Origin of the sequence: Psychromonas sp. MB-3u-54 (assembly GCF_002836415.1) — a bacterium.
GTDB lineage: Bacteria > Pseudomonadota > Gammaproteobacteria > Enterobacterales > Psychromonadaceae > Psychromonas.
In genome coordinates, this window is sequence record NZ_PJBP01000085.1 from 1 (window position 1) to 22,053 (window position 22,053).

The 22,053-nt window shown below is 41.9% G+C and carries 22 protein-coding genes and 1 riboswitch; of the genes, 19 read left to right on the forward strand and 3 right to left on the reverse strand.

The window, feature by feature from the left end:
• Window positions 1–17: 17 nt before the first annotated feature.
• Both CXF72_RS01045 and dinG read right to left on the reverse strand, forming a co-directional pair.
• Entirely contained in the window at window positions 18–797 is a 780-nt protein-coding gene (locus tag CXF72_RS01045) for a TSUP family transporter (RefSeq protein ID WP_101036143.1), read from the reverse strand.
• Window positions 797–2,857 (reverse strand): ATP-dependent DNA helicase DinG, encoded by a 2,061-nt coding sequence (gene dinG, locus CXF72_RS01050; protein WP_101036144.1) that lies wholly within the window; start codon window positions 2,855–2,857, stop codon window positions 797–799. Before dinG ends, CXF72_RS01045 begins: the two co-directional genes overlap by 1 nt.
• A gap of 259 nt (window positions 2,858–3,116) precedes the next feature.
• Window positions 3,117–3,273: riboswitch (molybdenum cofactor riboswitch) on the forward strand.
• Here dinG and moaA point away from each other — a divergent pair.
• The 17 genes from moaA to CXF72_RS01135 all read left to right on the forward strand — a co-directional run bounded on the left by moaA (window position 3,264) and on the right by CXF72_RS01135 (window position 17,946).
• On the forward strand, window positions 3,264–4,247 hold the full coding sequence (moaA, locus tag CXF72_RS01055; RefSeq protein ID WP_101036145.1) for a GTP 3',8-cyclase MoaA: 984 nt from the start codon (window positions 3,264–3,266) through the stop codon (window positions 4,245–4,247). (Overlaps the previous riboswitch by 10 nt.)
• Before the next feature lie 521 nt (window positions 4,248–4,768).
• On the forward strand, window positions 4,769–5,248 hold the full coding sequence (gene napF, locus CXF72_RS01060; protein ID WP_101036146.1) for a ferredoxin-type protein NapF: 480 nt from the start codon (window positions 4,769–4,771) through the stop codon (window positions 5,246–5,248).
• Window positions 5,245–5,499, forward strand: a complete 255-nt coding sequence (locus CXF72_RS01065; protein WP_101036147.1) for a chaperone NapD — start codon at window positions 5,245–5,247, stop codon at window positions 5,497–5,499. The genes napF and CXF72_RS01065 overlap by 4 nt, the downstream gene beginning before the upstream one ends.
• Window positions 5,500–5,566: 67 nt before the next feature.
• Window positions 5,567–8,062 (forward strand): nitrate reductase catalytic subunit NapA, encoded by a 2,496-nt coding sequence (napA, locus tag CXF72_RS01070; RefSeq protein ID WP_101036148.1) that lies wholly within the window; start codon window positions 5,567–5,569, stop codon window positions 8,060–8,062.
• 103 nt (window positions 8,063–8,165) lie between these two features.
• Window positions 8,166–8,630: a nitrate reductase cytochrome c-type subunit gene (locus CXF72_RS01075; protein WP_101036149.1), complete on the forward strand. Its 465-nt coding sequence runs from the start codon at window positions 8,166–8,168 to the stop codon at window positions 8,628–8,630.
• A gap of 18 nt (window positions 8,631–8,648) precedes the next feature.
• On the forward strand, window positions 8,649–9,224 hold the full coding sequence (locus CXF72_RS01080; RefSeq protein ID WP_198552461.1) for a NapC/NirT family cytochrome c: 576 nt from the start codon (window positions 8,649–8,651) through the stop codon (window positions 9,222–9,224).
• 92 nt (window positions 9,225–9,316) lie between these two features.
• On the forward strand, window positions 9,317–9,904 hold the full coding sequence (locus tag CXF72_RS01085; protein WP_101036150.1) for a molybdenum cofactor guanylyltransferase: 588 nt from the start codon (window positions 9,317–9,319) through the stop codon (window positions 9,902–9,904).
• Window positions 9,905–9,906: 2 nt separating this feature from the next.
• Entirely contained in the window at window positions 9,907–10,422 is a 516-nt protein-coding gene (moaB, locus tag CXF72_RS01090) for a molybdenum cofactor biosynthesis protein B (protein WP_101036151.1), read from the forward strand.
• Between the two features lie 114 nt (window positions 10,423–10,536).
• Window positions 10,537–11,016 carry a cyclic pyranopterin monophosphate synthase MoaC gene (gene moaC / locus CXF72_RS01095; protein ID WP_101036152.1) on the forward strand — a complete coding sequence of 160 codons (480 nt, stop codon included), beginning with the start codon at window positions 10,537–10,539 and terminating at the stop codon, window positions 11,014–11,016.
• A gap of 13 nt (window positions 11,017–11,029) precedes the next feature.
• Window positions 11,030–11,278 carry a MoaD/ThiS family protein gene (locus tag CXF72_RS01100; protein ID WP_198552462.1) on the forward strand — a complete coding sequence of 83 codons (249 nt, stop codon included), beginning with the start codon at window positions 11,030–11,032 and terminating at the stop codon, window positions 11,276–11,278.
• Between the two features lie 2 nt (window positions 11,279–11,280).
• Window positions 11,281–11,727 carry a molybdopterin synthase catalytic subunit MoaE gene (gene moaE / locus CXF72_RS01105; protein ID WP_101036154.1) on the forward strand — a complete coding sequence of 149 codons (447 nt, stop codon included), beginning with the start codon at window positions 11,281–11,283 and terminating at the stop codon, window positions 11,725–11,727.
• Between the two features lie 2 nt (window positions 11,728–11,729).
• Complete coding sequence (gene modA / locus CXF72_RS01110) at window positions 11,730–12,473, forward strand: molybdate ABC transporter substrate-binding protein (RefSeq protein ID WP_232784844.1); 744 nt, start codon at window positions 11,730–11,732, stop codon at window positions 12,471–12,473.
• Window positions 12,463–13,149 carry a molybdate ABC transporter permease subunit gene (gene modB, locus CXF72_RS01115; protein WP_101036156.1) on the forward strand — a complete coding sequence of 229 codons (687 nt, stop codon included), beginning with the start codon at window positions 12,463–12,465 and terminating at the stop codon, window positions 13,147–13,149. Before modA ends, modB begins: the two co-directional genes overlap by 11 nt.
• Window positions 13,142–14,206: a molybdenum ABC transporter ATP-binding protein gene (gene modC / locus CXF72_RS01120; RefSeq protein WP_101036157.1), complete on the forward strand. Its 1,065-nt coding sequence runs from the start codon at window positions 13,142–13,144 to the stop codon at window positions 14,204–14,206. Before modB ends, modC begins: the two co-directional genes overlap by 8 nt.
• A gap of 253 nt (window positions 14,207–14,459) precedes the next feature.
• The gene (mrcB, locus tag CXF72_RS01125) at window positions 14,460–16,739 is read left to right on the forward strand and encodes a penicillin-binding protein 1B (protein ID WP_232784845.1); all 2,280 of its coding nucleotides are present in this window, start codon (window positions 14,460–14,462) and stop codon (window positions 16,737–16,739) included.
• A gap of 4 nt (window positions 16,740–16,743) precedes the next feature.
• A complete protein-coding gene (locus CXF72_RS01130) occupies window positions 16,744–17,193 on the forward strand; it encodes a tetratricopeptide repeat protein (RefSeq protein ID WP_232784846.1) in 450 nt (149 codons plus the stop codon).
• 51 nt (window positions 17,194–17,244) lie between these two features.
• Complete coding sequence (locus CXF72_RS01135; RefSeq protein ID WP_269801136.1) at window positions 17,245–17,946, forward strand: glutathione S-transferase family protein; 702 nt, start codon at window positions 17,245–17,247, stop codon at window positions 17,944–17,946.
• Between the two features lie 236 nt (window positions 17,947–18,182).
• Here CXF72_RS01135 and CXF72_RS01140 read toward each other — a convergent pair whose 3' ends face one another.
• Window positions 18,183–19,091, reverse strand: coding sequence for a homocysteine S-methyltransferase family protein (locus tag CXF72_RS01140; RefSeq protein WP_101036160.1), 909 nt, complete (start codon window positions 19,089–19,091; stop codon window positions 18,183–18,185).
• Between the two features lie 405 nt (window positions 19,092–19,496).
• Here CXF72_RS01140 and CXF72_RS01145 point away from each other — a divergent pair, with 405 nt between their 5' ends.
• Window positions 19,497–20,141: a cupin domain-containing protein gene (locus CXF72_RS01145; RefSeq protein WP_101036161.1), complete on the forward strand. Its 645-nt coding sequence runs from the start codon at window positions 19,497–19,499 to the stop codon at window positions 20,139–20,141.
• A 794-nt stretch (window positions 20,142–20,935) separates the two neighbouring features.
• Window positions 20,936–22,039, forward strand: coding sequence for a 7TMR-DISM family protein (locus CXF72_RS01150; RefSeq protein WP_101036162.1), 1,104 nt, complete (start codon window positions 20,936–20,938; stop codon window positions 22,037–22,039).
• The last annotated feature ends 14 nt before the right edge of the window (window positions 22,040–22,053 follow it).

The window sequence follows — 22,053 nt, forward strand, 5'->3', positions numbered from 1 at the left end:
ATTGAATTGAATTGAACTTAACTGAACCATGCGCTGTACCCTAATTTAATGGCCATTATTACCACAATTAATATGAAAACGGGACGTATAAATTTAGCGCCAAAATGAATGGCAGAATGAGCCCCTATGTATGCACCCAACATCAAACAGGCTCCCATTGTTAAACCAATCAACCAGTCTACTTGACCAAAACAGATGAACACTAATAGGGAGGTTAAATTACTGGTAAAATTCATTGCCTTTGCAATGCCGCTAGACAGCAAAATGTTTAGTTTATAAAGGCGCATATTTGAAATCACCCAAAATGCACCTGTTCCCGGACCGGAGAACCCATCATAAAAGCCTAACAAAACGCCTTGAATTATCTGTTTTATGCGAAAAATAGATTTATTTTCAGGCAGTTTATAATTATCAATATCATGCATCTGATTTAATAGTGTATAGAGAGCGACAATTAAAATAATAACAGGCAGTATTTTTTCTAGCCATTGGGTATCAATTAAATTAACAAACACAGTGCCAATAAATGCACCGGCTAAGGTACTGTAGAAACTATTTCGCCAAAATTGTGGATTAAATAATTGTTTTCTAAAGTAAGTATAAGATGCGGTACCCGAAGAAAAACAAGCCGATAATTTATTGGTGCCAAGGGTTAAATGTGCAGGTAGCCCTAAGCTTAATAATGTAGGCACCGTCAGCATGCCTCCTCCACCAACGACCGCATCAATAAAACCTGCGATCAAGCCTACAAAAACAAGTAAAGCCCAAGTGCCGGGGTCGAAAAAAATGTCAGTCATTAATATTTATTCTCAAATTTAATAGCGAAAGGGGGGAGCGCATCCAGCAAACCTTTTCCATAACGTTTTGTTTTTACTCTCTTATCCAATATAACAATTTGCCCTGTATCATTTTCTTTTCTAATCAATCGTCCGCACGACTGGATCAGTTTTTTACTTGTTTCTGGAATCGAAAGTTGTAAAAAAGGGTTGCCACCCTGGGCTTTTATCCATTCAGAATGCGCTTCTTCAACGGGAGAGTTTGGCACAGCGAAAGGTAATTTGGTAATAATCAAGTTAGTTAAATAATGACCGGGTAAATCCAGCCCCTCGGATAATCCGCCGGTACCGAAGATGATACTTGTTTTGCCTTGATCACAGCGCTGCTTATGCGTTTCGATAAGTTTGCTGCGCGATAATACACCTTGTATTAATAAAGCCTCTTGGTATTTTTTATTGAGTTTATCGGCCACTAAATTCATTTGCCAGTAGGAGGCAAATAAAACTAAATTACCCTCTTTATCCTGCAAATAATGTTCTATTTTTTCAAGCAGTTCATCATCAAAACCCGCTTGAGTCGGATCGTGTTCCATATCCGCTACGATTAAAGGGACAGCGGGGTAATTAAAGGGCGACTTTAAGCGCAAGTATTGTGTGCCGTCATTGCTTTTCAACCCGCTTTGGCGCTTAAAGTATTCAAAATTATTCAGCGAGGTCAACGTGGCGGAGCATAAAATAATCCCTGCGGCCTGTGACCAAAACATCTTCTCTAATATTCCTCCGACCTCGATCGGCGAAGCATTTAAATAAATCTCTGCTTTCTCTCTTTCTGCCCATGCAGCGATAGGCGCTTGTTTAGTTGTTTTTTCCCTGGTCAGCATAACCCAAAGCGTACGCATATTTTCAATGCGTTGCTGGAAAAACCCCAGTTCAATCATCAAGGGTTCAATATCTTTTGTTTTAATATTACCGTCTTTGATTTCTTCACTGATAATATTTGACAATTTATTTAAAGCAGATAAACATTTTTTACTTTCTTCTTTTAAATTACAGGCGGGGATATATAATGTTTCGGGTAACTCCCCCAATGCAAACCGGTATTTATCTGATTCATTAAAGTAGCTGGGGTTATTGTTAAAAAATAACTCCACAATTTTCAGCTCCTTTATTATTTCCTGTGCGCTTTCGAGCATATTAATGCCCGGTGTGATAGTCGTGTGGCGTTTAATGACTTTATTGATATGTTGGCTTAGCTGGTTGATTTTCTTAAGCCAATCTTGACTGCCCTTAATACTGGCACGTGCACTGGAAAAATCTCTGGATATTTTTGGCAAATGATGGGCTTCGTCCAGCACATAAAAACAGTTATCCGGTTCAGGTAAAATAATACCCCCTCCCAACTCCAGATCAGCAAGCAGTAACGCGTGGTTTACAACAATAATATCCGCTTTATTAATAGCATCGCGAGCACGATGAAAAGGACACTGGCGATGATTAGCCAGGGCGCGTTTACAGCTGAATTTATCGGAAACAATCTGTTGCCAGACGCGATTTGGAATGGGCGTCGGCCAACTATCACGATCACCTAACCATTTACCCGCAAGATACGCTTTATGCAGACGTGTTAGTAATGGTTGATCACCCGCTTGTGGTTTTTCGGTAAATAGAGTCTGTTGTTCAGTGTTTTCTTGGGTGCTGAACAGTTTATGTTCACAGCAATAACGCTGACGTCCTTTAGCTAAGGTAAAAGTGAATTTAAATTCACTATGACGCAAAAAAAAAGGCAGATCTTTAACCATTAATTGCTCCTGCAAAGTGATTGTCGCAGTCGAAATAATTAGTTTTTTCTTTGCATGTTGCGCGACAGGTAGCGCTGCAAGTATATAAGCTAATGACTTGCCAATCCCGGTACCGGCCTCTGCAACCAGTATGCGTCGTGATTTGTCATATTCACCCGCAAGTACTTTTGCGATTTCAGCGACCAGATAATTCTGTGCTTTACGCGTTGAAAAATGGGGTAAAGCCTGCGTAATAAGCGCATAACCTGCCCGGATCTTTATTTTTAGGGAATCTGGAAGCATATATTTCGCGGTTAAAGTAAAAAAAGTATTTTAACAAAAATATCGGCACTAAACAGAATTTCTCTCATACTTTTATGGTGTGCTTGAGTCATAGATCTTATAACCGATTATTGATAAGTCCTTCAGGAGATGTATATATATACTCCAAAATAAAGTATAACTAAAAAAGCAAGTAAGCGCAGCAGATCTTTTTATGATTAATAAGTCAGATTTTACTGTCTGTTTCCAGATTTATTTACCTTGGTAAATAAATCTCATTTTTTAAAACCAGCTCCGAGCTTAATAAAACTAAGTTTCCTTTTTAAGGTAAATAAGTCTGTTAAGCCGCTTGTCTGACGTTTTGGTCAGTGCAAGAAGGGTAAAGAGAGAAATGTCTTTGCCTCCCGTATTTGGAAAGGAACTTAACATGAGCCAACAACTTATTGATAACTTCGATCGGAAGTTTGAATACCTACGCCTGTCGATAACCGATGTCTGTAATTTTAAATGTAATTACTGCCTGCCCGATGGATATCAGCGAACCCATGAAAAACAGTTTTTGAGCAAGCAGGAGATAACCAACTTAGTCAATGCTTTTGCAGAACTGGGTGCTAATAAAGTGCGTATTACAGGCGGAGAACCCGCTTTACGCAAAGATTTCCCGCAAATAATTGAAGCTATTGCCACTATTCCAGGCATTAAAAAAGTGGCCACTACAACTAACGGTTACAATTTAAGTAATAATGCTCAAGCCTGGTTTGATGCCGGTCTCGATGCCATTAACGTCAGTGTCGACAGCTTAGATGCAAAAACTTTTCACCTTATTACCGGGAAAAATATATTTCAAAAAGTCATGCAGGGTGTCAATGATTCGGTCAAGGCGGGTTTTAAACAGGTTAAGATTAACAGTGTATTAATGAAGGGTCTTAATGATATTGACCTTGATTTGTATATTAACTGGATAAAAGATCAGCCCATTCAATTACGTTTTATTGAATTGATGCAGACAGAAGATAACGGTGAATTCTTTAATAAACATCATCTTTCCGGCGAATGGATTAAAAAAAATCTGTTAGAAAATGGCTGGTCGAAAAAAGAGTCGCTAAGTCATGATGGACCTGCACAAATTTTTTGCCATCCTGATTATCAGGGGGAGATTGGTTTGATCATGCCCTACAGTAAAGATTTTTGTAAAAGCTGTAATCGTTTAAGGGTTTCATCGGTAGGTCGGCTGCATCTGTGCTTATTCGGTGAAGAAGGGGTTGATTTACGCGATCTATTAGGATCATCTGCAGATAAAGAAAAGCTCAAACAACGAATATTAGCGTCACTGCAAACCAAAAAAGTGAGTCATTATTTGGCAGACGGAGAAGTGGGAGGTACGCCACACCTTGCATCTATTGGCGGTTAAACTTGAATTTTTATAATAATATGTTCTAAAACGGCTCTGTTCCAAATGCTTGTTGCTCGCTTTATTTATGCCTAACACATTGTAATTTAAAGTATTAAAATTGAAACAACAGTAAAATGGAACAGAGCTTCTAAAATAAAGACAGCAGCTGCTCTAAAAACAGATAACAAAACCGCTAAAAAAACAGATAATTCAGTCTCTAAAAATACCACTGCTCCTCTAAAAACAGATAACAAAACCTCTAAAAGCAGATAACAAAACCTCTAAAAACAGATAATCAAGCCTTCAAAAAAAGACAACCGCTCCTCTAAAAAAAACAGCTAACCAAGCCTCTAAAAAAAGATACAAGATACTATAAAAAATAAAATAAAGTAAAACTGTGATCAACCTCTCTTTTTTTGTATTCAGTTTTTGATCTAAATCAATAGTAATCACGTCTGTAAAGAATATTTTTCTCAATCGTTTATTTTACTTAATAATAAATCATTAGCCAATAGCCACATAATAAATAAGGTCTTTTAGTGAAGTTTGATAACAGCAAAAGAAGATTATTTAAAAAGAATAACCAAGTGACGGTTAATCATTTATTGCCTTGGATTGCGAATGTAGATTTATTTTTGAAAAATTGTACTCAATGTGGCGATTGCATAACCGCTTGCCCGGAAAAAATTATCGTCAAGGGTGATGGTGGTTATCCCAATATCGATTTCACTGTTGGTGAATGCTCTTTCTGTGGACAGTGTGCTGATATTTGCCAGGAACAAATTTTTATCTCTACAAAACTATCACCCTGGTTAAAAAAAGCTCAGATCGACGGGTCATGCTTAGCCTATGAAAATGTTTATTGTCGCAGTTGCAGTGAAAGTTGTGAAGCGCAGGCTCTCACTTTCCAAATAGGGTTAAGTGCCGTCCCTGAAATTAATCTTGATCTATGTACTGGTTGTGGTGCCTGTGTGGCACCTTGTCCAACTGCATCTGTCCTTATAAAGGAATTAGAATGAAAACGGAAGAATTGCACGTATCCAGTTTAATTGTTCATATCAGGCCTGAAAAACGGCAGGAAATAGAAAAAAGTATCAATGCATTAGACGGTGCTGAATTAATCACTGTGTCACCTATTGGTAAGGCCGTGGTGGTGCTAGAAGCGCCTCATCAACGCGTTATTATGGAAGTGATTGATACCATCAATGCGTTAGACGGGGTGCTTAGTACCGGCCTTGTCTATCATGAATTTGAAAAATTAGAATCTTAATATTAATTGGTTAAACAGTGGAAACTCAATTAAATCATTTGGTTTCATCAAAGAGTAGGGAAGCAACATGAAATTTACAAGACGTGAATTTATGAAAGCGCAGGCTGCAGCATCAGCAGCTGCTGTTGCAGGTATTGCATTACCGGCAACAGCGAGTAATTTAATTGCAAGTCAAGATTTAACAAAAATAAAATGGGAAAAAGCACCTTGTAGATTCTGTGGTACGGGATGCAGTGTTTTGGTAGGCACACAACATGGCCGAGTAGTGGCAACACAAGGAGACCCTGAATCACCGGTCAATAAAGGTTTAAATTGTGTAAAGGGTTATTTCCTGTCAAAAATCATGTATGGCAAGGATCGTCTTACCACTCCCTTACTGCGTATGACCGATGGTGTCTATGATAAAAATGGCGAGTTTGAACCTGTTTCATGGGATGCTGCTTTTGATATCATGGCTGATAAATTTAAAGATGCTTTAAAGAAAAAAGGACCTACATCTGTCGGGATGTTCGGTTCCGGTCAATGGACGTTATGGGAAGGATATGCTGCTTCTAAATTAATGAAAGCGGGTTTTCGTACCAATAATTTAGATCCAAATGCGCGTCATTGTATGGCTTCTGCGGTGGGTGGTTTTATGCGCACCTTTGGTATCGATGAGCCAATGGGCTGTTATGACGATCTTGAAAATGCCGATGTGTTTGTGCTGTGGGGATCTAACATGGCGGAGATGCACCCTATTCTTTGGTCGCGTTTAGCCGATCGTCGTTTAAGCAACCCCGATGTCAGCGTACATGTGTTGTCTACCTACACTCACCGTTCATTTGAACTGGCAGATAATGGCATGATTTTTACGCCGCAATCTGATTTGGCGATTCTAAACTTTATTGCTAACTACATTATTCAAAATGATGCGGTTGATAAAGATTTTGTAGAAAAACATACCAATTTCCGTAAAGGTGTAACGGATATAGGTTATGGTTTACGGCCGACTGACCCTTTACAAAAAGCCGCTGAAAATCCAGATTCTGGCGCGTCAACGCCGATAAGTTTTGATGAATTTGCTGAGTATGTTTCTGAATTTGATGTTGATTATGCTGTTAAAATGTCAGGCGTCCCTGCTGAGAAATTGATTGAATTGGCCAAAGTTTATGCTGATCCGGCTAAGAGAGTCGTTTCATATTGGACCATGGGGTTCAATCAGCATACCCGTGGTGTTTGGGCAAATAACTTGATGTATAACGTGCATCTGTTAACCGGTAAAATTTCTAAACCCGGATCCGGACCTTTCTCATTAACAGGTCAACCCTCAGCTTGTGGTACTGCACGTGAAGTGGGTACATTCTCTCACCGTTTACCTGCTGATTTAGTGGTCGCAAATCCTAAACATCGTGCCATTGCCGAAAAATTATGGAAACTGCCGGAAGGTACAATCGAACCTAAACCTGGCTATCACGCTGTATTACAAAACCGTATGCTTAAAGACAGTAAATTAAATGCCTACTGGGTAATGTGTAATAACAACGTGCAGGCGGGGGCTAACATTAATGAAGAAATTATTCCGGGTTACCGTAATCCGGAAAATTTTATTGTTGTGTCGGACCCTTACCCTACAGTCACCGCACAAATGGGGGATCTTATTTTACCGACTGCCATGTGGGTGGAAAAAGAGGGCGCTTATGGTAATGCAGAACGTCGTACGCAATTCTGGCATCAACAAGTTAAAGCACCCGAAGGTGCAAAATCTGATTTATGGCAATTAGTTGAATTTTCTAAACGTTTTAAAATTGAAGAAGTTTGGACGGAAGATCTTATCGCAAAAATGCCGGAAGTGCGGGGTAAAACTTTATATGATGTGCTGTATAAAAATGGTCAGGTTGATGCTTTTGGTTTAGAGGAAGTCGCTGATGAGCGATTAAATGACGAAGCGCGTGATTTTGGCTTCTACATTCAAAAAGGTTTGTTTGAAGAATACGCTTCATTTGGACGTGGTCACGGCCATGATTTAGCGCCTTTTGATCAGTATCATGAAGCGCGCGGTCTGCGTTGGCCTGTTGTTGACGGCAAAGAAACCCTGTGGCGTTTCCGTGAAGGTTACGACCCCTATGTCGAAAAAGGCAGTGAAGTTCAGTTCTATGGCCATCCGGATAAGAAAGCGGTTATTTTCGCACTGCCCTATGAGCCGCCCGCTGAATCACCCGATGAAGAATATGACTTGTGGTTAAGCACCGGCCGTGTATTAGAACATTGGCATTCAGGATCCATGACTCGTCGCGTGCCTGAACTTTATAAAGCATTCCCGGATGCTGTGGTGTTTATGCATCCTGATGATGCTAAAGCGCGCGGTGTCAGACGTGGTGATGAGATAGTACTGGCTTCACGTCGTGGTGAGTTAACGTCTCGTGTTGAAACGCGTGGACGAAATCGACCGCCTCGAGGTTTGGTATTTATGCCCTGGTTTGATGCGAAACAGTTAGTGAATAAAATTACACTTGATGCAACGGATCCGCTGTCGAAACAAACGGATTATAAAAAATGCGCAGTGAAAATCACTAAGAAAGTTTAATCCGCGAGTTACGGCATCAATTTCCAGGCAGGTCTGTTTTGGTGCCGTAGAATATTTAAATTCTTCGTTGTTATTTAGCATTAACAGCAAGATGGAGAAAGTTATGAAAAAATGTCTGACCGGGATGATGGCTTTAGGTCTATTTGTTCTTAGTACATCCGTATGGAGTGCTGGGGAGGTAATGCAAACCGATAACGGGGGAGTTACTTCACTGCGGGGTTACCAGCAAATTTCAGAAGTCAATGAATCAGAAGCGATGAAACGCGTACCGAGAGATCATTCAACGGTCGATCGAAACTATGTACAACAACCGCCTGTTATTCCTCATACTACCCGTGGTTATCAGGTTAATCTGAACGCCAATAAATGTTTATCTTGCCACAGTTTTAAAAATGCGGGCGCCATGGGGGCAACAAAAATCAGTGTTACCCATTTTGAAACGCGTGAGGGCACAACGTTATCCGATGTATCACCGCGTCGTTATTTCTGCTTACAATGCCATGTTACTCAAGCAGATGCGAAACCCTTGGTGGGAAATACTTTCCGACCCGTTGACTCGCTACAGTAAGTTAGGAGCAAACTACTTATGCTAAATTTATTGAAACGGTTATGGACCATTATGAAATCACCCTCTTCTGCCGCGATGGGATTTATCCTGTTGATTGGTTTTTTAGGCGGGGTGATTTTCTGGGGTGGTTTTAATACGGGCATGGAAGCGACCAATACAGAAGCATTTTGTTCAGGTTGTCATGCGCCGATTGTCAAAGAAATCAAAGAGACTATCCACTACGCTAACCGTTCAGGCGTACGTGCAATTTGTTCCGACTGTCATGTACCCCATAACTGGACTGACAAAATCATCCGCAAAGTTCAAGCATCTAAAGAGTTAGTCGCTTTTGCCATGGGAACTATTGATACTGAAGAGAAATTTCGAGCTAGAAGGGGGTATTTGGCAAATCGTGAATGGCATCGAATGAAAAAAAACAACTCTCAGGAATGTCGCAACTGTCATGAATTTGATTTTATGGATTTCAGTGAACAAGGTACCCGCAGTAAAAAGCAACACTCTACAGCACTTGCGTCGGGCGAAAAAACCTGTGTTGACTGCCATAAAGGGATTGCCCACAGACTGCCGAATATGGAGGGCATAGAAGGCTGGTAATCAAGTTATCATTCTGATTTTTATGGCGTATACTGCCGGTACCGTAAGGGAGCATTTATGCTCCTTTTTTTTTGACAGCTGGATATAATAGATTGAAAATTGCAGGCATTGTTTTAGCGGGTGGCTTGTCGTCCCGAATGGGGCAGGATAAAGCCAAGTTACAATTATCCGAACAAAGTTTATTAACACGTGCTGTCGATTTGCTTGAAGGTCTTGATCTTGATAAAACCTTGGTCAGTGGTTTTTATCCTGATTTCAACTGTATTACCGATATTCATCAGCAGTGCGGACCTATTGGCGGGTTACATGCCTGCGTTGAAGCATTGTATGATGATTACGATGCTTTGTTTATTTTACCCGTCGATATGCCCTTAATGGGTAAACCGCAATGTGCTGGTTTATTATCAGAATTTAAAAAACACCCGCAGGGCGTGTTTTATGAGCAGGCTAACTTTCCCATGATATTAGCGCTTACTTTAGCACTAAAAAATTATCTGACTGAAGCCTTAGCTGCAACGCAGAAAAAAGATTACTCCCTTTACAGCTTGCTTAAAACACTGGAAATACAACCGGTTAATGTTATACAACAGCAGAATTACAGATTCCAGAACAGCAATACTCCGGATCAATGGTTAAATTGTCTGGAAATCCATCAAAAACTGCAAAATACTAAGGAATAAAGATGAGTCACCTTTCAACAACAGAGTTTAAAGCCTCAAAGATGGCAGTATTAACCGTCTCTGATACGCGTAACGAAGAAACCGATACCTCGGGCGGTTACCTGGCTCAGGCATTACAACAAGCGGGTCATTTACTGGCGGATAAAAAGATTGTTATTGATGATCTCTATAAAATTCGTGCCATTGTCTCGATCTGGATTGCCGATCCGGAAATTGAAGCGGTATTAATCACCGGCGGCACCGGTTTTACTTCTCGTGATACCACACCCGAAGCGGTGGCGGTTTTATTTGACAAGCAAGTTGAAGGTTTCGGTGAACTTTTTCGTCATGTATCCTATCAGGAAATTGGTTCATCGACGATTCAAAGTCGGGCAGTGGCCGGTTTTGCCAATAAAACAGTTATTTTCTGTATGCCGGGCTCTACTGGGGCCTGTAAAACCGCCTGGTCTAAAATCATTGTTGAACAGTTAAATTCTCAGCATAAGCCGTGTAATTTTATGCCCCATATTGGTCTTTAAATCGGTGAACATAGTTAGAAACATCTTTACAATTTAATGTTTTAAACTAATACATAAACGCAGTGTTGATTTACATGTTCGAAAACTTATAAGCTATTACTTAGAAGGTAAAATATGACCCCTTTATTCACTCACATTAATCAAGATGGCAAAGCCAATATGGTTGATGTCACGGACAAAAGTAGCACCCAGCGTCAAGCTATTGCGCAAGCCTATGTGGAAATGAAAACTGAAACGCTGGCATTAATTTTAAACGGACAGCACCATAAGGGTGATGTTTTTGCCACTGCCCGTATAGCCGGCATTATGGCGGCAAAAAAAACCTCTGATATTATCCCGCTTTGTCACCCTTTAGCGTTGACTAAAGTAGAGGTCGAGATAGTGGCGGAGCCTGAATTTAACCGTGTGCGTATTCAGAGCTTATGCCGATTAAGCGGCAAAACCGGGGTTGAAATGGAAGCCTTGACTGCGGCGTCCGTGGCCGCATTAACGATTTATGATATGTGTAAAGCGGTACAAAAAGATATGGTGATAACTCAGGTTAAACTGCTTGAGAAAACCGGTGGTAAATCCGGGCACTTTAAATCCCAGTAAATAAGGAATTGTGATGATTAAGGTTTTATTTTTTGCACAAATACGCGATCAGTTAGGTCTCAGTGAACTGCAGCTGCCGAGCGCTGAAAATAACGATCTGACGACCCTGCTTGAAAACTTGAAATTGCGTGATAACAACTGGTTGTCGGTACTTTCAAAAGGGTCATTAATGGTCGCGGTCAATCAAACCATGCAGGCCGATAATGTCGTACTTTGCAGTGGTGATGAAGTTGCTTTTTTCCCTCCGGTTACGGGAGGTTAAAGATGATTCGAGTGCAAACTGAAGATTTTAATCAACAGCGTGAATACGACTGTCTACGTGAACAATCGAGCGTCGGTGCAGTGGTCACTTTTACGGGCTTAGTACGGGATATGAATCAGGGAGAACAAGTGGCGGGTTTAACCCTGGAGCATTATCCTGGGATGACAGAAAAATCCTTAGCTCAAATTGTTCTTCAGGCAAAGCAGCGCTGGAATATTCTGGCCTGTACTCTGATCCATCGTGTTGGTGAGTTAACACTAAGCGAACAGATTGTTTTTGTCGGTATCGCCACTGCGCATCGTAAGGACGCTTTTGCAGCGTGCGAATACATTATGGATTATCTCAAAACCCAGGCTCCTTTCTGGAAAAAAGAGTGTAATAGTCAGGGGATAAGTTATTGGGTTGATGCGCGAGAATCAGACAATAGTGCCCTGGATAAATGGTCATAAAAATGTTCAGAAAAATGAGCCATAGCCTGCTTTTTATTCTTTTACTTTGCAGCTTTTCAGTACAAGCGAGTATTAAAGTTGCGGTAGCCAGTAATTTTAAAACAACTCTGATTGAAATTGCTGCACTTTATGAGAGAGAAACCGGGCAGAAGATATTAATATCAAGTGCGTCAACGGGTATTTTATATCATCAGATTCAGCAGGGGGCGCCCTTTGATCTATTTTTGTCTGCTGATCTGAAAAGGGCAAAATTGACCGAAGACTCGAATAAAGGCGTGAGCGGTTCGCGTTTTACCTATGCACAAGGGCGAATAGCCTTCTGGGCACCACAATATAAGGGGCCGGTTAATGCGCGCACCCTGCAAAAAATTAAAGGGCGGATAGCCATTGCCAACCCGAATCTTGCACCCTATGGTTTGGCGGCTGAACAAACCCTTAACCACCTGAATTTATCGAAGCAGTTCTCTTATGTACAAGGGGCTAACATCAATCAGACTTATCAATTTATAGATTCGGGTAATGTTAAAGCCGGTATTGTGGCCTATTCACTATTGCTAGCGCATCAGGGACTTAACTTTTTTTTAATTCCAACCAGCTATTATCAGCCTATTTTACAACAAGGTGTACTGCTGAGCGGTTCAAAAAAAAGGGCTGAGGCGACTGATTTTATCGCTTATTTAACTTCGACAGCAATACAAAGGTTGATTCGGGCAAAAGGGTATCTGTCAATAAAATATGTTAACTGAATTAGATTACAGCGCGATTATACTGACCTTTAAACTGGCGGGGTTAACCACGCTCATTTTGCTGATTATTTCGCCGCCATTAGCCTGGTGGCTTGCCCGCAGTCGTTTTGTCTTGCGGCCCTTTATTGAAGCCTTAGTGGCTTTGCCCCTGGTATTACCCCCGACAGTATTAGGCTTTTATCTGCTTATTTCATTTTCACCCGATAATTTTATCGGTGGATTCTGGCTAAGCTTAACCGGTGATACACTGGCTTTTTCATTTGTCGGTTTATTAATTGCTTCCGTTATTTATTCCTTACCCTTTGTAGTGCAACCTTTACAAAGTGCCTTTGTCAATTTAGATAAAGATTACCTCGAAGTTGCAGCGACATTGGGTTTTAATCCGATAGAAACCTTTTACAAAGTTGTTTTTCCGATGGTTTTACCCAGTTTTATTATTGCCGGCGCGCTCGGATTTGCGCATACGGTCGGAGAATTTGGCGTGGTGCTGATGATCGGCGGAAATATTCCGGGGGAGACGCAACTGCTGTCCATTGCGCTTTTTGATCATGTGGAAACATTACAATACCAGCAGGCACATCTGCTGTCGTTCGGTTTATTAGCCTTTTCGATGACCCTGCTGGTGCTTATTTACGGTGTATTAAAAAAACGCCAACAGAGAATGATCCATGCTTAAATTTGATCTTAAAAAATCAGCACAGCACAAACCCCTGTTTCATTTTCAAGGGCAAGTGGAACTGCAGGGCGTTTGTGCGGTTTTTGGCGATTCGGGGGCGGGAAAAACCTCTTTTCTCCGTGTTCTGGCTGGCTTGGATAATAGTTTTTGTGGTGCTTTAGAATGGCGGGGAAAAACCTGGCAGGATAATGCGACCTTTATTAAAACAGAAAAACGTCATATTGGTATGGTATTTCAAGAGCCGCGCTTATTCCCGCATCTTGATGCGCTGGGTAATCTTAAACTCGCCACTAAAAAAGCAAAAAACAGTTTATACACTATTACTGAATTAGCCGAATTACTTGATTTTGAGCCGCTCATTAATAAAAAAATTCAGCAATTATCGGGAGGCCAAAAACAGCGAATTGCCATTGCCAGAGCCATTTTAACCGGCCCCGATTTATTACTGATGGATGAACCCATGTCATCCTTAGATCAGCACAGCAGACAGTTATTATTACCCTTTATCAAAAAGCTCAGTAAAAAAATTCCGATTATTTATATTACCCACTCAATGCAGGAAGTTTTTTACCTGAGCCAGACCATGATCCTCATGAATCAGGGGGAGATTGAAAGTATTGGCTGTCCCCAGTCATTGTTTTTAAATCTGGATTTAAGCTTAGCAAAACATAACCATTCAGGTTTAATGGTCAATGTACAAGCTGTCCATTGGGATGATGAGTTTTCTGTCCTGCACGGTTTAATTGATCAGCAGGCGGTTTTTGTCGCGATGGAAAAACCCCTGATCCTGAAAGATATTCAAATCAAAATTGAAAGCAAAGATGTGATTCTGGCGACCCAAAAATTAGAATTTAGTTCACTGCAAAACTGTTTGCGCGTGCGAATCGAACAAATAGAACAGCTGCCGACCAGCAGTGTATTATTAACCTTAAACACGGGAAACCAAAAAATACTGGCTAAAATAACCATAAAATCCTTAAATGAATTAAGGTTAGCGGTTGGTCAAAATGTTTTTGCTTATATTAAAGCCATGAGTATTTCAGCACTTGACAGTTAAGCATTTTGTGAAGATAAATTTTTTGTGCATTAATGACTGTTAACCTCACTTCTATATAATAGCCTCGGAAATAAGAGCAATCTGCTGATCATGTATACTGATTAAAATCGATGGCCGTTAGGGTCGCTATACTGACTAAAAGACCATGGCAGCTGAAATATAAAACAAAAAAATAATCGCATAGGTATAATTTGATTTATAAAAGTGCTTTTAGCAAAAGTGCCAGGCTTTAGTGGCATAAAAAGAGGTGGGTGTGTTGATTCAAAATAAAAAGAAAAAATCCAAATTGGCATTATGGTGGAAGTTACTTCTGGTCTTCTCGGTGATTGCACTGATGGCCATTATATATATTGATTCCACCATTCGAACTACCTTTACCGGTAAAAAATGGTCTGTGCCATCAACGGTTTATGCGCGGCCTTTAGAGTTATATGTAGGAGCACCGCTCACTGTCCAAGATCTCAAAAAAGAGTTAGGCATGTTGGGTTATCGTTTTGTATATCGTCTTGAAAATCCCGGTCAGGCCAATATTAATGGTAATACAGTAAATATTTATACCCCCGGATTTCAGTTTAGTGATGACCTTGAGCCAGCTCGTCAGGTTACTTTGCGTATACAAGACGGCAGGGTGTCTCAAGTCGTTAGCAATGATGGTGCGCAGTTACTGCGTTTAGAGCCCCTTGCCATCGGCGGCATTTACCCTTCACATCATGAAGATCGTTTATTGGTTCAGCTGTCTGACGTCCCTGAGTCGTTACAAAATATGCTCGTCGCTGTCGAGGATAACCGTTTTTACAGTCACTTTGGCATTTCCCCGCGCGGTATTGTCCGCGCATTAATAGCCAATATTAAAGAGGGCGGTATCTCTCAGGGAGCTTCGACGTTGACTCAGCAACTGATTAAGAATTATTACCTCAGTTCAGAGCAAACGTTAACCCGTAAAGCGCGAGAAGCTGTCATGGCTTTACTGCTCGAACTGCATTTCAGTAAATCTGAAATTTTAGAGGGTTATATTAATGAGGTCTATCTTGGTCAGGATGGCCCAAGGTCTATCCATGGTTTTGGCCTCGCAAGCCAGTATTATTTCAATCGTCCATTGTCTGATCTGTCGATAGAGCGGCAGGCGTTGCTAGTGGCTTTAGTCAGGGGAGCAAGTTATTACAACCCTTGGCGTAACCCTGCGCGGGCTTTGGAACGTCGAAATCTGGTCTTAGATATTGCCGTTCGCGAAGAACGTCTGGATATTGATTTGGCGGAGAAAGCTAAAAAACGTCCGTTGGGCATTGGCGGAACTAGTGCTGCAAGTAATAGACGCTATCCGGCTTACTTAGATCTGGTGCGCCGACAGTTGCAGCGCGACTATAAAGACAAAGATCTTAGTTCCAGCGGACTGGCAATCTTCACCCATTTTGATCCGCTTGTACAGATGAGTGCCGAATCAAGTCTGGCCGCTAATATTGCCAAACACGCGTCCAGTGGAAAGAGTGACGAATTGCAGGGGGCCGTAGTTATTACAAGGCCCAACACGGGAGCCGTGATTGCCGTTCTTGGCGGAAAAGATGGGCGTTATGCCGGTTTTAATCGTGCCCTGGATGCGCGCCGTCAAATCGGTTCATTGCTTAAACCTGCTGTCTATTTGACGGCCCTTGAACAGCCGGAACGTTATACACTCGCGACACCGATAAGTGATGACGAGTATATATTACCGTTGCCTAATGGTGATCAGTGGGCCCCGAAAAATTATGATCTTGAGGACCATGGTGATGTGTTGTTATATAAAGCGCTGGCCCACTCTTATAATCAGGCCACTGCGCGTTTAGGTAATACTATCGGAGTGGATAAGGTGGTTGATACCGTGCATCGTTTGGGGGTGAAGCAGCGCTTTCCCGCATTACCTTCTGTCACACTGGGAGCGGTGGATCTGCTGCCGATTGAGGTCGCACAGATATACCAGACGATTTCTGCTGATGGCTTTTACACGCCTTTAATGGCTATCAATGCGGTGCTCGAACCCGGCGGTGAATTATTGACCAGTTACCCGCTGGAAGTTGATAAACGTTTTGATGCTGCATCTATTTATATGTTGAGTCATGCAATGCAGGCTGTTACCCATGAAGGGACGGCTAAGTCTTTAGAATGGTTATTACCTGATTTCCCCGTCGCAGGAAAAACAGGGACAACCAATGATTTGCGTGATAGTTGGTTTGCCGGTTTTTCCGGGGATATGATGGCGGTTGTGTGGTTAGGGAATGATGATAATACCAGTACGGGCTTGACCGGTTCCAGTGGTGCGCTGCGTGTCTGGGCTGATATTTTTAGGCAGCGTTCACGGTTGCCCATTCAAAATTTACCCCCTGAAGATATCAAAATGGTGTGGGTTGACAGGGATACGGGCCAGGGTAGCGAGCCGTCTTGTACGAACAGCATTCCGTTACCCTTTTTGGTGGGCACCGAGCCGGATCAAGAGATTCGTTGTCAACAGGGAGCGGCAAAAGTGATCGATTGGTTTAAAAAATTAGTAGATAAAATGTGAGGCAATGATGAATTTTTTTAATAAATGTGCAGTACTGTGTTTGCCATGGGTGTTGGTTGCTTGTGGCACAATACCCACCCAACCGATGGATGAAACTAAACGGCCGGCTGTCATCGAGACTCCGCCTGAACCTGTGCAACCGCCCGTTGTCTCCCCTCAGGAAGCGCCGGTTGATAGCGCGGCTAGGGCGCCCTCTGCGGTCGTATATTTGATTAAGCGTGCCGAGCAGCAGGCGCAAAATGGCGACCCTAAGGCCGCCGCGTCTTCTCTTGAAAGAGCGCTTAGAATGGCGCCTCGTTTCCCTGAAAGTTATTATCGTTTAGGAGAACTGCGTTATCTAGAAGGTGCTTATAATCAAGCCATCTCTCTGGCTCAAAAAGCACTTAGGCTGGGTGCTGAAGGAATGTTACGGCGTCAAGCTCAAGATTTGGTAAGCAAAGCCAGCGCTCACTAAAAATCTGAGGCAAGGTGATCTAGTTGCTTCATTTCGGTGCACATTTAGCCGTTGTACATATTTAGAAGTTGTACATTTATAACAGTTGCACATTTAATTGCAGAAAGGAGAAGTATTATTTACACACTGTATTGGGATCGCGGTGGGGCCAACATGGCCACTCACGCCATACTGGAAGAGTTGGGCGCAGCTTATCAGTTGATCGAGATCGATTTGACGAAAGGCATGCAGCGCACACCTGAGTATCTAGCAATTAACCCCAACGGCAAAGTGCCCGCATTAGCGCACCGCGGCGAGGTCATTTATGAATCGGCGGCGATTCTGATGTACCTGCTTGACCAGCACCCGGATGCGGGTTTGGCACCCGCACTGCATTCGCCGCAACGAGGCCACTATTACCAATATCTCACCTGGATGTCGAACACCTTGCAGGAAGCTGCCAACCGCTGGGCTCACCCGGAGCACTGCGTCGGTGGCGATAGCGATTTGACCCCGGTGGTGAATAAAGCAACTCAGGAGCTGAACCGCTGTTGGTCGATCATTAATGATGATCTGGGCAACAAAGGCCCATGGGTTCTGGGTGATAGAGTAAGCGGCGCAGACTTTCATCTGTTTATGGTCGCTTACTGGAGTTGCCGCTATGACAGTCGTGCACAGGACTTTCCAAACCTGCGTCGTCATTTGCAAGCTATGCTGCAACGCGACTCTATCAAGCGAATGATGTCTCAGGAAGGACTGACATTCAAGCTATAAAGCTGTAAGGCTATAAGGCTGTAAGGCTCGAAGCTCGAAAGCTCGAAGCTATAAGGCTCGAAGCTCGAAGCTCGAAAGCTCGAAGCTCGAAAGCTCGAAAGCTCGAAGCTATAAGGCTCGAAGCTCGAAGCTCGAAAGCTCGAAGCTCGAAAGCTCGAAGCTCGAAGCTCGAAAGCTCGAAAGCTCGAAGCTCGAAAGCTCGAAGCTCGAAGCTCGAAAGCTCGAAAGCTATAAGGCTATTTAAGCTCGGCTAATTTTTTGATCTGTGCTGGTGAAACCCCGCAACATCCACCGACAATAGATGCACCCGCATTAATCCAGGATAATGCAAATTCATTGTATTTTTCCGGAGTAAGATCATCTCTTATGCCGGAGACGCCATTATCCTGATTCGCCTGGTGCAGTTCACCGATCGGAGGGAAATTATTCGCATATACGCCTAACTGAATCTGATCTTCAATTCCTTTATCTAATAACGCCTGTTTAGCGGTGATAAGCGCGCTCTCCATCACTTCGACACAGCTGCAATTAAATAAAATCGCCGCAATATTTTGCCCTGCGATTTGGCTAACCGCATCATAAACCGATTCGCCTGAACGCAGGGCCGGCTCGGTGCTTATTTCATCTTTAACGGTAAAGGAAATCCAGGTAGGTTTACCGGTGACAAGGGTGCGTGCCTTGATCATGGCGGCTTCTGCGATAGAAGAGATGGTTTCAGCTAACCAAATATCCACATCAGCTTCCTGATTTTTTATCAATAACTCAAGCAATGGCTTTGCTTGTTCCTCTGAAAATAGATCCGGCCGATAAGATCCTAACACCGGCGGAATACAACCCGCGACTAACACCTCAGGATGATTCTTGACGCATTCTCGTGCTAATCTGGCGGCAAGCTTAATAAGGTCAGCCCCCTGCTTGTTAAAACGTTTCTCGCCAATATGAAAGGGCACTAATGCGTAGGTATTAGTGGTAATAATCTCAGCCCCTGCCTCTATAAAGCTTTGATGTACTTGAGAGATAAAATGAGGGGATTCAATTAACGCTTGAGCTGACCACTCAGGCTGCTGAAAAGGCGCACCAATGCGCTTAAGCTCACGGCCCATTCCACCATCAAGAATTATCGGTAATCTAAACTGCTTTTTCATCGTAATACTTTAATCTGTTATCCATAAAATAGGAGCAGAATAACCGTGCGCTTAGCGTAAAGCAAGCACCACACTTAGAACTTTCTGGGTCGTTTTGCGCCAGTAAGAACTAATGGATGGAAAAAAATATTGCGTTGAATAGGTTCAATGGCGTCTGTCTTTACCCCCTTCTTCGCCATAGAAAGGTTTGAATTTTGGGCTTTCCAACTGGCTATCAGGATTCAAATAAGATGCCTATTTTCCTCAAAGCATTGGTAGTTGCCATCATTGCTGGTGGTATTATATTATGTATTAACTCATTTGGTGCTCTCTTTGGCAGATCAAATAACCACTTGATACCTTGGCTATTAACCTATTATGTTTATTTTAGGCAACCGCAGCAACCATAAAAATGGAGTAAAATAGATGTTAAATATGAATTTTGACAAAAAAATTGCTATTCAAACCCAACTTCAATCTTGGGTTGCCAGTCCGCATGCTGGTGTTTGGCGTAAGCCTTTAGCCAGAGAAGACGCTGAAAGAGGTCATGCAACCAGCTTGGTTAAGTTTGATCCCGGCAGCAGTTTTAAAGAGCATGATCACCCTTTGGGTGAAGAAATACTGGTATTGTCAGGTACTTTTTCTGATCACACGGGTGATTATGATGCGGGCAGTTACTTTCGAAATCCTGAAGGATTTAAACACGCGCCTTTTAGCAAAGAAGGCTGTGTGCTGTTGGTGAAACTGCACCAGTTTCAAGCAGGTGATGATCAGCATGTTGTTATAAATACGCAAAAAACAGCTTGGTCACCGGGAATAGGGGGCTTGTCAGTTATGCCCCTTCACCACTATAAAGGAGAATCGACCGCGCTGGTTAAATGGCCTAAGGGAGAGCATTTTCAAAGGCACCGCCATTTTGGTGGCGAAGAAATATTTGTTATCAGTGGCGAGTTTATTGATGAATATGGTCGTTATCCCCAAGGAACTTGGCTTCGCAGCCCACACTTAAGTGAGCACACTCCATATGTTGAACAAGAAACCGTTATATTGGTTAAAGTAGGGCACTTATAAACGGTGATACCAAACTGCTAGCATTAGGTTGGATCGCTGCACGGGAAGTTAGCGAACGGGAATTTTTTGATAATGGACAAACTGTGCTCGAAGATCATGTCTGGGCACAGGTATCTTTGCTGCGCAGACTAGTTTGCAGAAAAATTTATTGTTTCTCTGCAAGCCCACTGATTATTGGTATCAGGGCTGGCTTTTATAAAACTTTTACCGGCGAAGGTTTGTAAGACCATCTTTTCAGCTTCCTCGACAAGTTCTACATAAGGCGATAGTTCAGCAAAATATGGCCGCCTTGAGTATGGTTTTTCACAAGCGCTCACAACGATTTTTTGCTTGCGTTTAGTTGTAAGCGCAGAGGCGTTTTAGCCGAATTTTAACTATTACCACAGGACGCTAATAGGATAGCTATAAGTATAAATCTGCTAGAAGGGGGGGGGTATTTTTTCATCTTTCACTATCAGCAATTTCTCATTTTAGGCATAGAGTGTAGTAATTTTAAGCAAAAACGTTCATAATTATCCTGAACAAATTTTGCATAATCCCCAATATAAATGATTAAATTTATACAGATCTTCTTGATGATATATTTAAGGAAATTTCACTTAAAGTTTGTGATTTTTTGCAATGGATTGATTTTTCTTTTTTCATAAAATGGGGAATACCTGTCCAATGCCTTATCATAACAATCCTAAAAAACCAGTCTGTCAAAGATTAACATTCCTATTTATACCTTTGCTGGCATTGTTATTAATCTTAACTATTGTCTTGCTAAATCAACGGTTAACTTAAAGCAAGTGATGCAGGGAGAAAGCTCTGCTTTAAGTATGTATTATTTAGAGGATTCGGAAAAAACTTATAACATTGATCAAGTACAATCAGCCCCCTTATTCTCAAAATTTCAGCCCCTGCCCGATGGAAAAAGTGGTTTTGGCATCAGTACCTCAGATTACTGGCTTAAAATGACAGTTAGAAATACGGAAGACACTGATTTGTTATGGTTGCTGGAGTCAGTTCATCAGCAATGGGATTATGTGAACGTATATATTAACGGAGAAAAGAAGTTTTATGGCGGAGATCATCTGCCCTTTACACAACGTGCTTTTGCATTCGAAAGCAATGTCTTTGAAATAATTACCCCTGCAAAGGCAGAACAACAATTATTGATTCATTTTTCTTATGAACAAGCAGGCCAAGCTGAAACACAGATTAGACTATGGACAGTAAATGAATATAGTCAGTATTATGCAAACCGATATTTTATTATCGGCGCCATGTTCGGTTTAGGCATTATACTGTTTTTTTATAATCTATTTATTGGCTATTCGACTCGCTTTGCCGAATTTTTTTGGTATAGCGCATACCTTATTAGCGCACTGCTGGCTTTATTGACTGGCACAGGATTTGGCTATCGCTACCTGTGGTCAAATTCAAACTGGTTTAGTGATTTTTCTCCTGTTTTTTTCACCGCCTTCGTGATGATAATGGCAACTCAGTTTACCCGCTCATTTTTAAATACCGCGACTGAATCAGTGATTATCGACAGGCTCTTACAATTAATATTTGTTGCAGCCGGACTTTCCATTTTTTTCAGCTTGATAGGTTATCGTGACTATGCCGTTATTTTAGATCTCCTTAACATGTTACTTTCCGTTTTTTTCCCCGTTATCGGTTGGATCATCTATTTAAAAGGCAGGTTATATGCTCGCTTTTATATTTTAGGATGGACTATTTGGTCTCTGGGTCTGATTTTAGGCGTGTTACAGCATATCGGCATGATGCCAGTAAGCCTATACTCTGATCTATTCACTGGACTGTGTTTTTCTATTGAAGCCGCTCTTCTCTCTTTCGCTCTGCAGACCGTTTTAATCAACTCAAGAAAGAAAAAGAAGAAATTGAATTAATTCATATTGAGCAT

Coding starts and splice junctions, on each gene's coding strand:
- CXF72_RS01045 (WP_101036143.1), bottom strand. CDS start 797: ATGACTGACATTTTTTTCGACCCCGGCACTTGGGCTTTACTTGTTTTT.
- dinG (WP_101036144.1), bottom strand. CDS start 2,857: ATGCTTCCAGATTCCCTAAAAATAAAGATCCGGGCAGGTTATGCGCTT.
- moaA (WP_101036145.1), top strand. CDS start 3,264: ATGAGCCAACAACTTATTGATAACTTCGATCGGAAGTTTGAATACCTA.
- CXF72_RS01065 (WP_101036147.1), top strand. CDS start 5,245: ATGAAAACGGAAGAATTGCACGTATCCAGTTTAATTGTTCATATCAGG.
- napA (WP_101036148.1), top strand. CDS start 5,567: ATGAAATTTACAAGACGTGAATTTATGAAAGCGCAGGCTGCAGCATCA.
- CXF72_RS01075 (WP_101036149.1), top strand. CDS start 8,166: ATGAAAAAATGTCTGACCGGGATGATGGCTTTAGGTCTATTTGTTCTT.
- CXF72_RS01080 (WP_198552461.1), top strand. CDS start 8,649: ATGCTAAATTTATTGAAACGGTTATGGACCATTATGAAATCACCCTCT.
- moaB (WP_101036151.1), top strand. CDS start 9,907: ATGAGTCACCTTTCAACAACAGAGTTTAAAGCCTCAAAGATGGCAGTA.
- moaC (WP_101036152.1), top strand. CDS start 10,537: ATGACCCCTTTATTCACTCACATTAATCAAGATGGCAAAGCCAATATG.
- CXF72_RS01100 (WP_198552462.1), top strand. CDS start 11,030: ATGATTAAGGTTTTATTTTTTGCACAAATACGCGATCAGTTAGGTCTC.
- moaE (WP_101036154.1), top strand. CDS start 11,281: ATGATTCGAGTGCAAACTGAAGATTTTAATCAACAGCGTGAATACGAC.
- modA (WP_232784844.1), top strand. CDS start 11,730: ATGTTCAGAAAAATGAGCCATAGCCTGCTTTTTATTCTTTTACTTTGC.
- modB (WP_101036156.1), top strand. CDS start 12,463: ATGTTAACTGAATTAGATTACAGCGCGATTATACTGACCTTTAAACTG.
- modC (WP_101036157.1), top strand. CDS start 13,142: ATGCTTAAATTTGATCTTAAAAAATCAGCACAGCACAAACCCCTGTTT.
- CXF72_RS01130 (WP_232784846.1), top strand. CDS start 16,744: ATGATGAATTTTTTTAATAAATGTGCAGTACTGTGTTTGCCATGGGTG.
- CXF72_RS01140 (WP_101036160.1), bottom strand. CDS start 19,091: ATGAAAAAGCAGTTTAGATTACCGATAATTCTTGATGGTGGAATGGGC.
- CXF72_RS01145 (WP_101036161.1), top strand. CDS start 19,497: ATGTTAAATATGAATTTTGACAAAAAAATTGCTATTCAAACCCAACTT.
- CXF72_RS01150 (WP_101036162.1), top strand. CDS start 20,936: ATGCAGGGAGAAAGCTCTGCTTTAAGTATGTATTATTTAGAGGATTCG.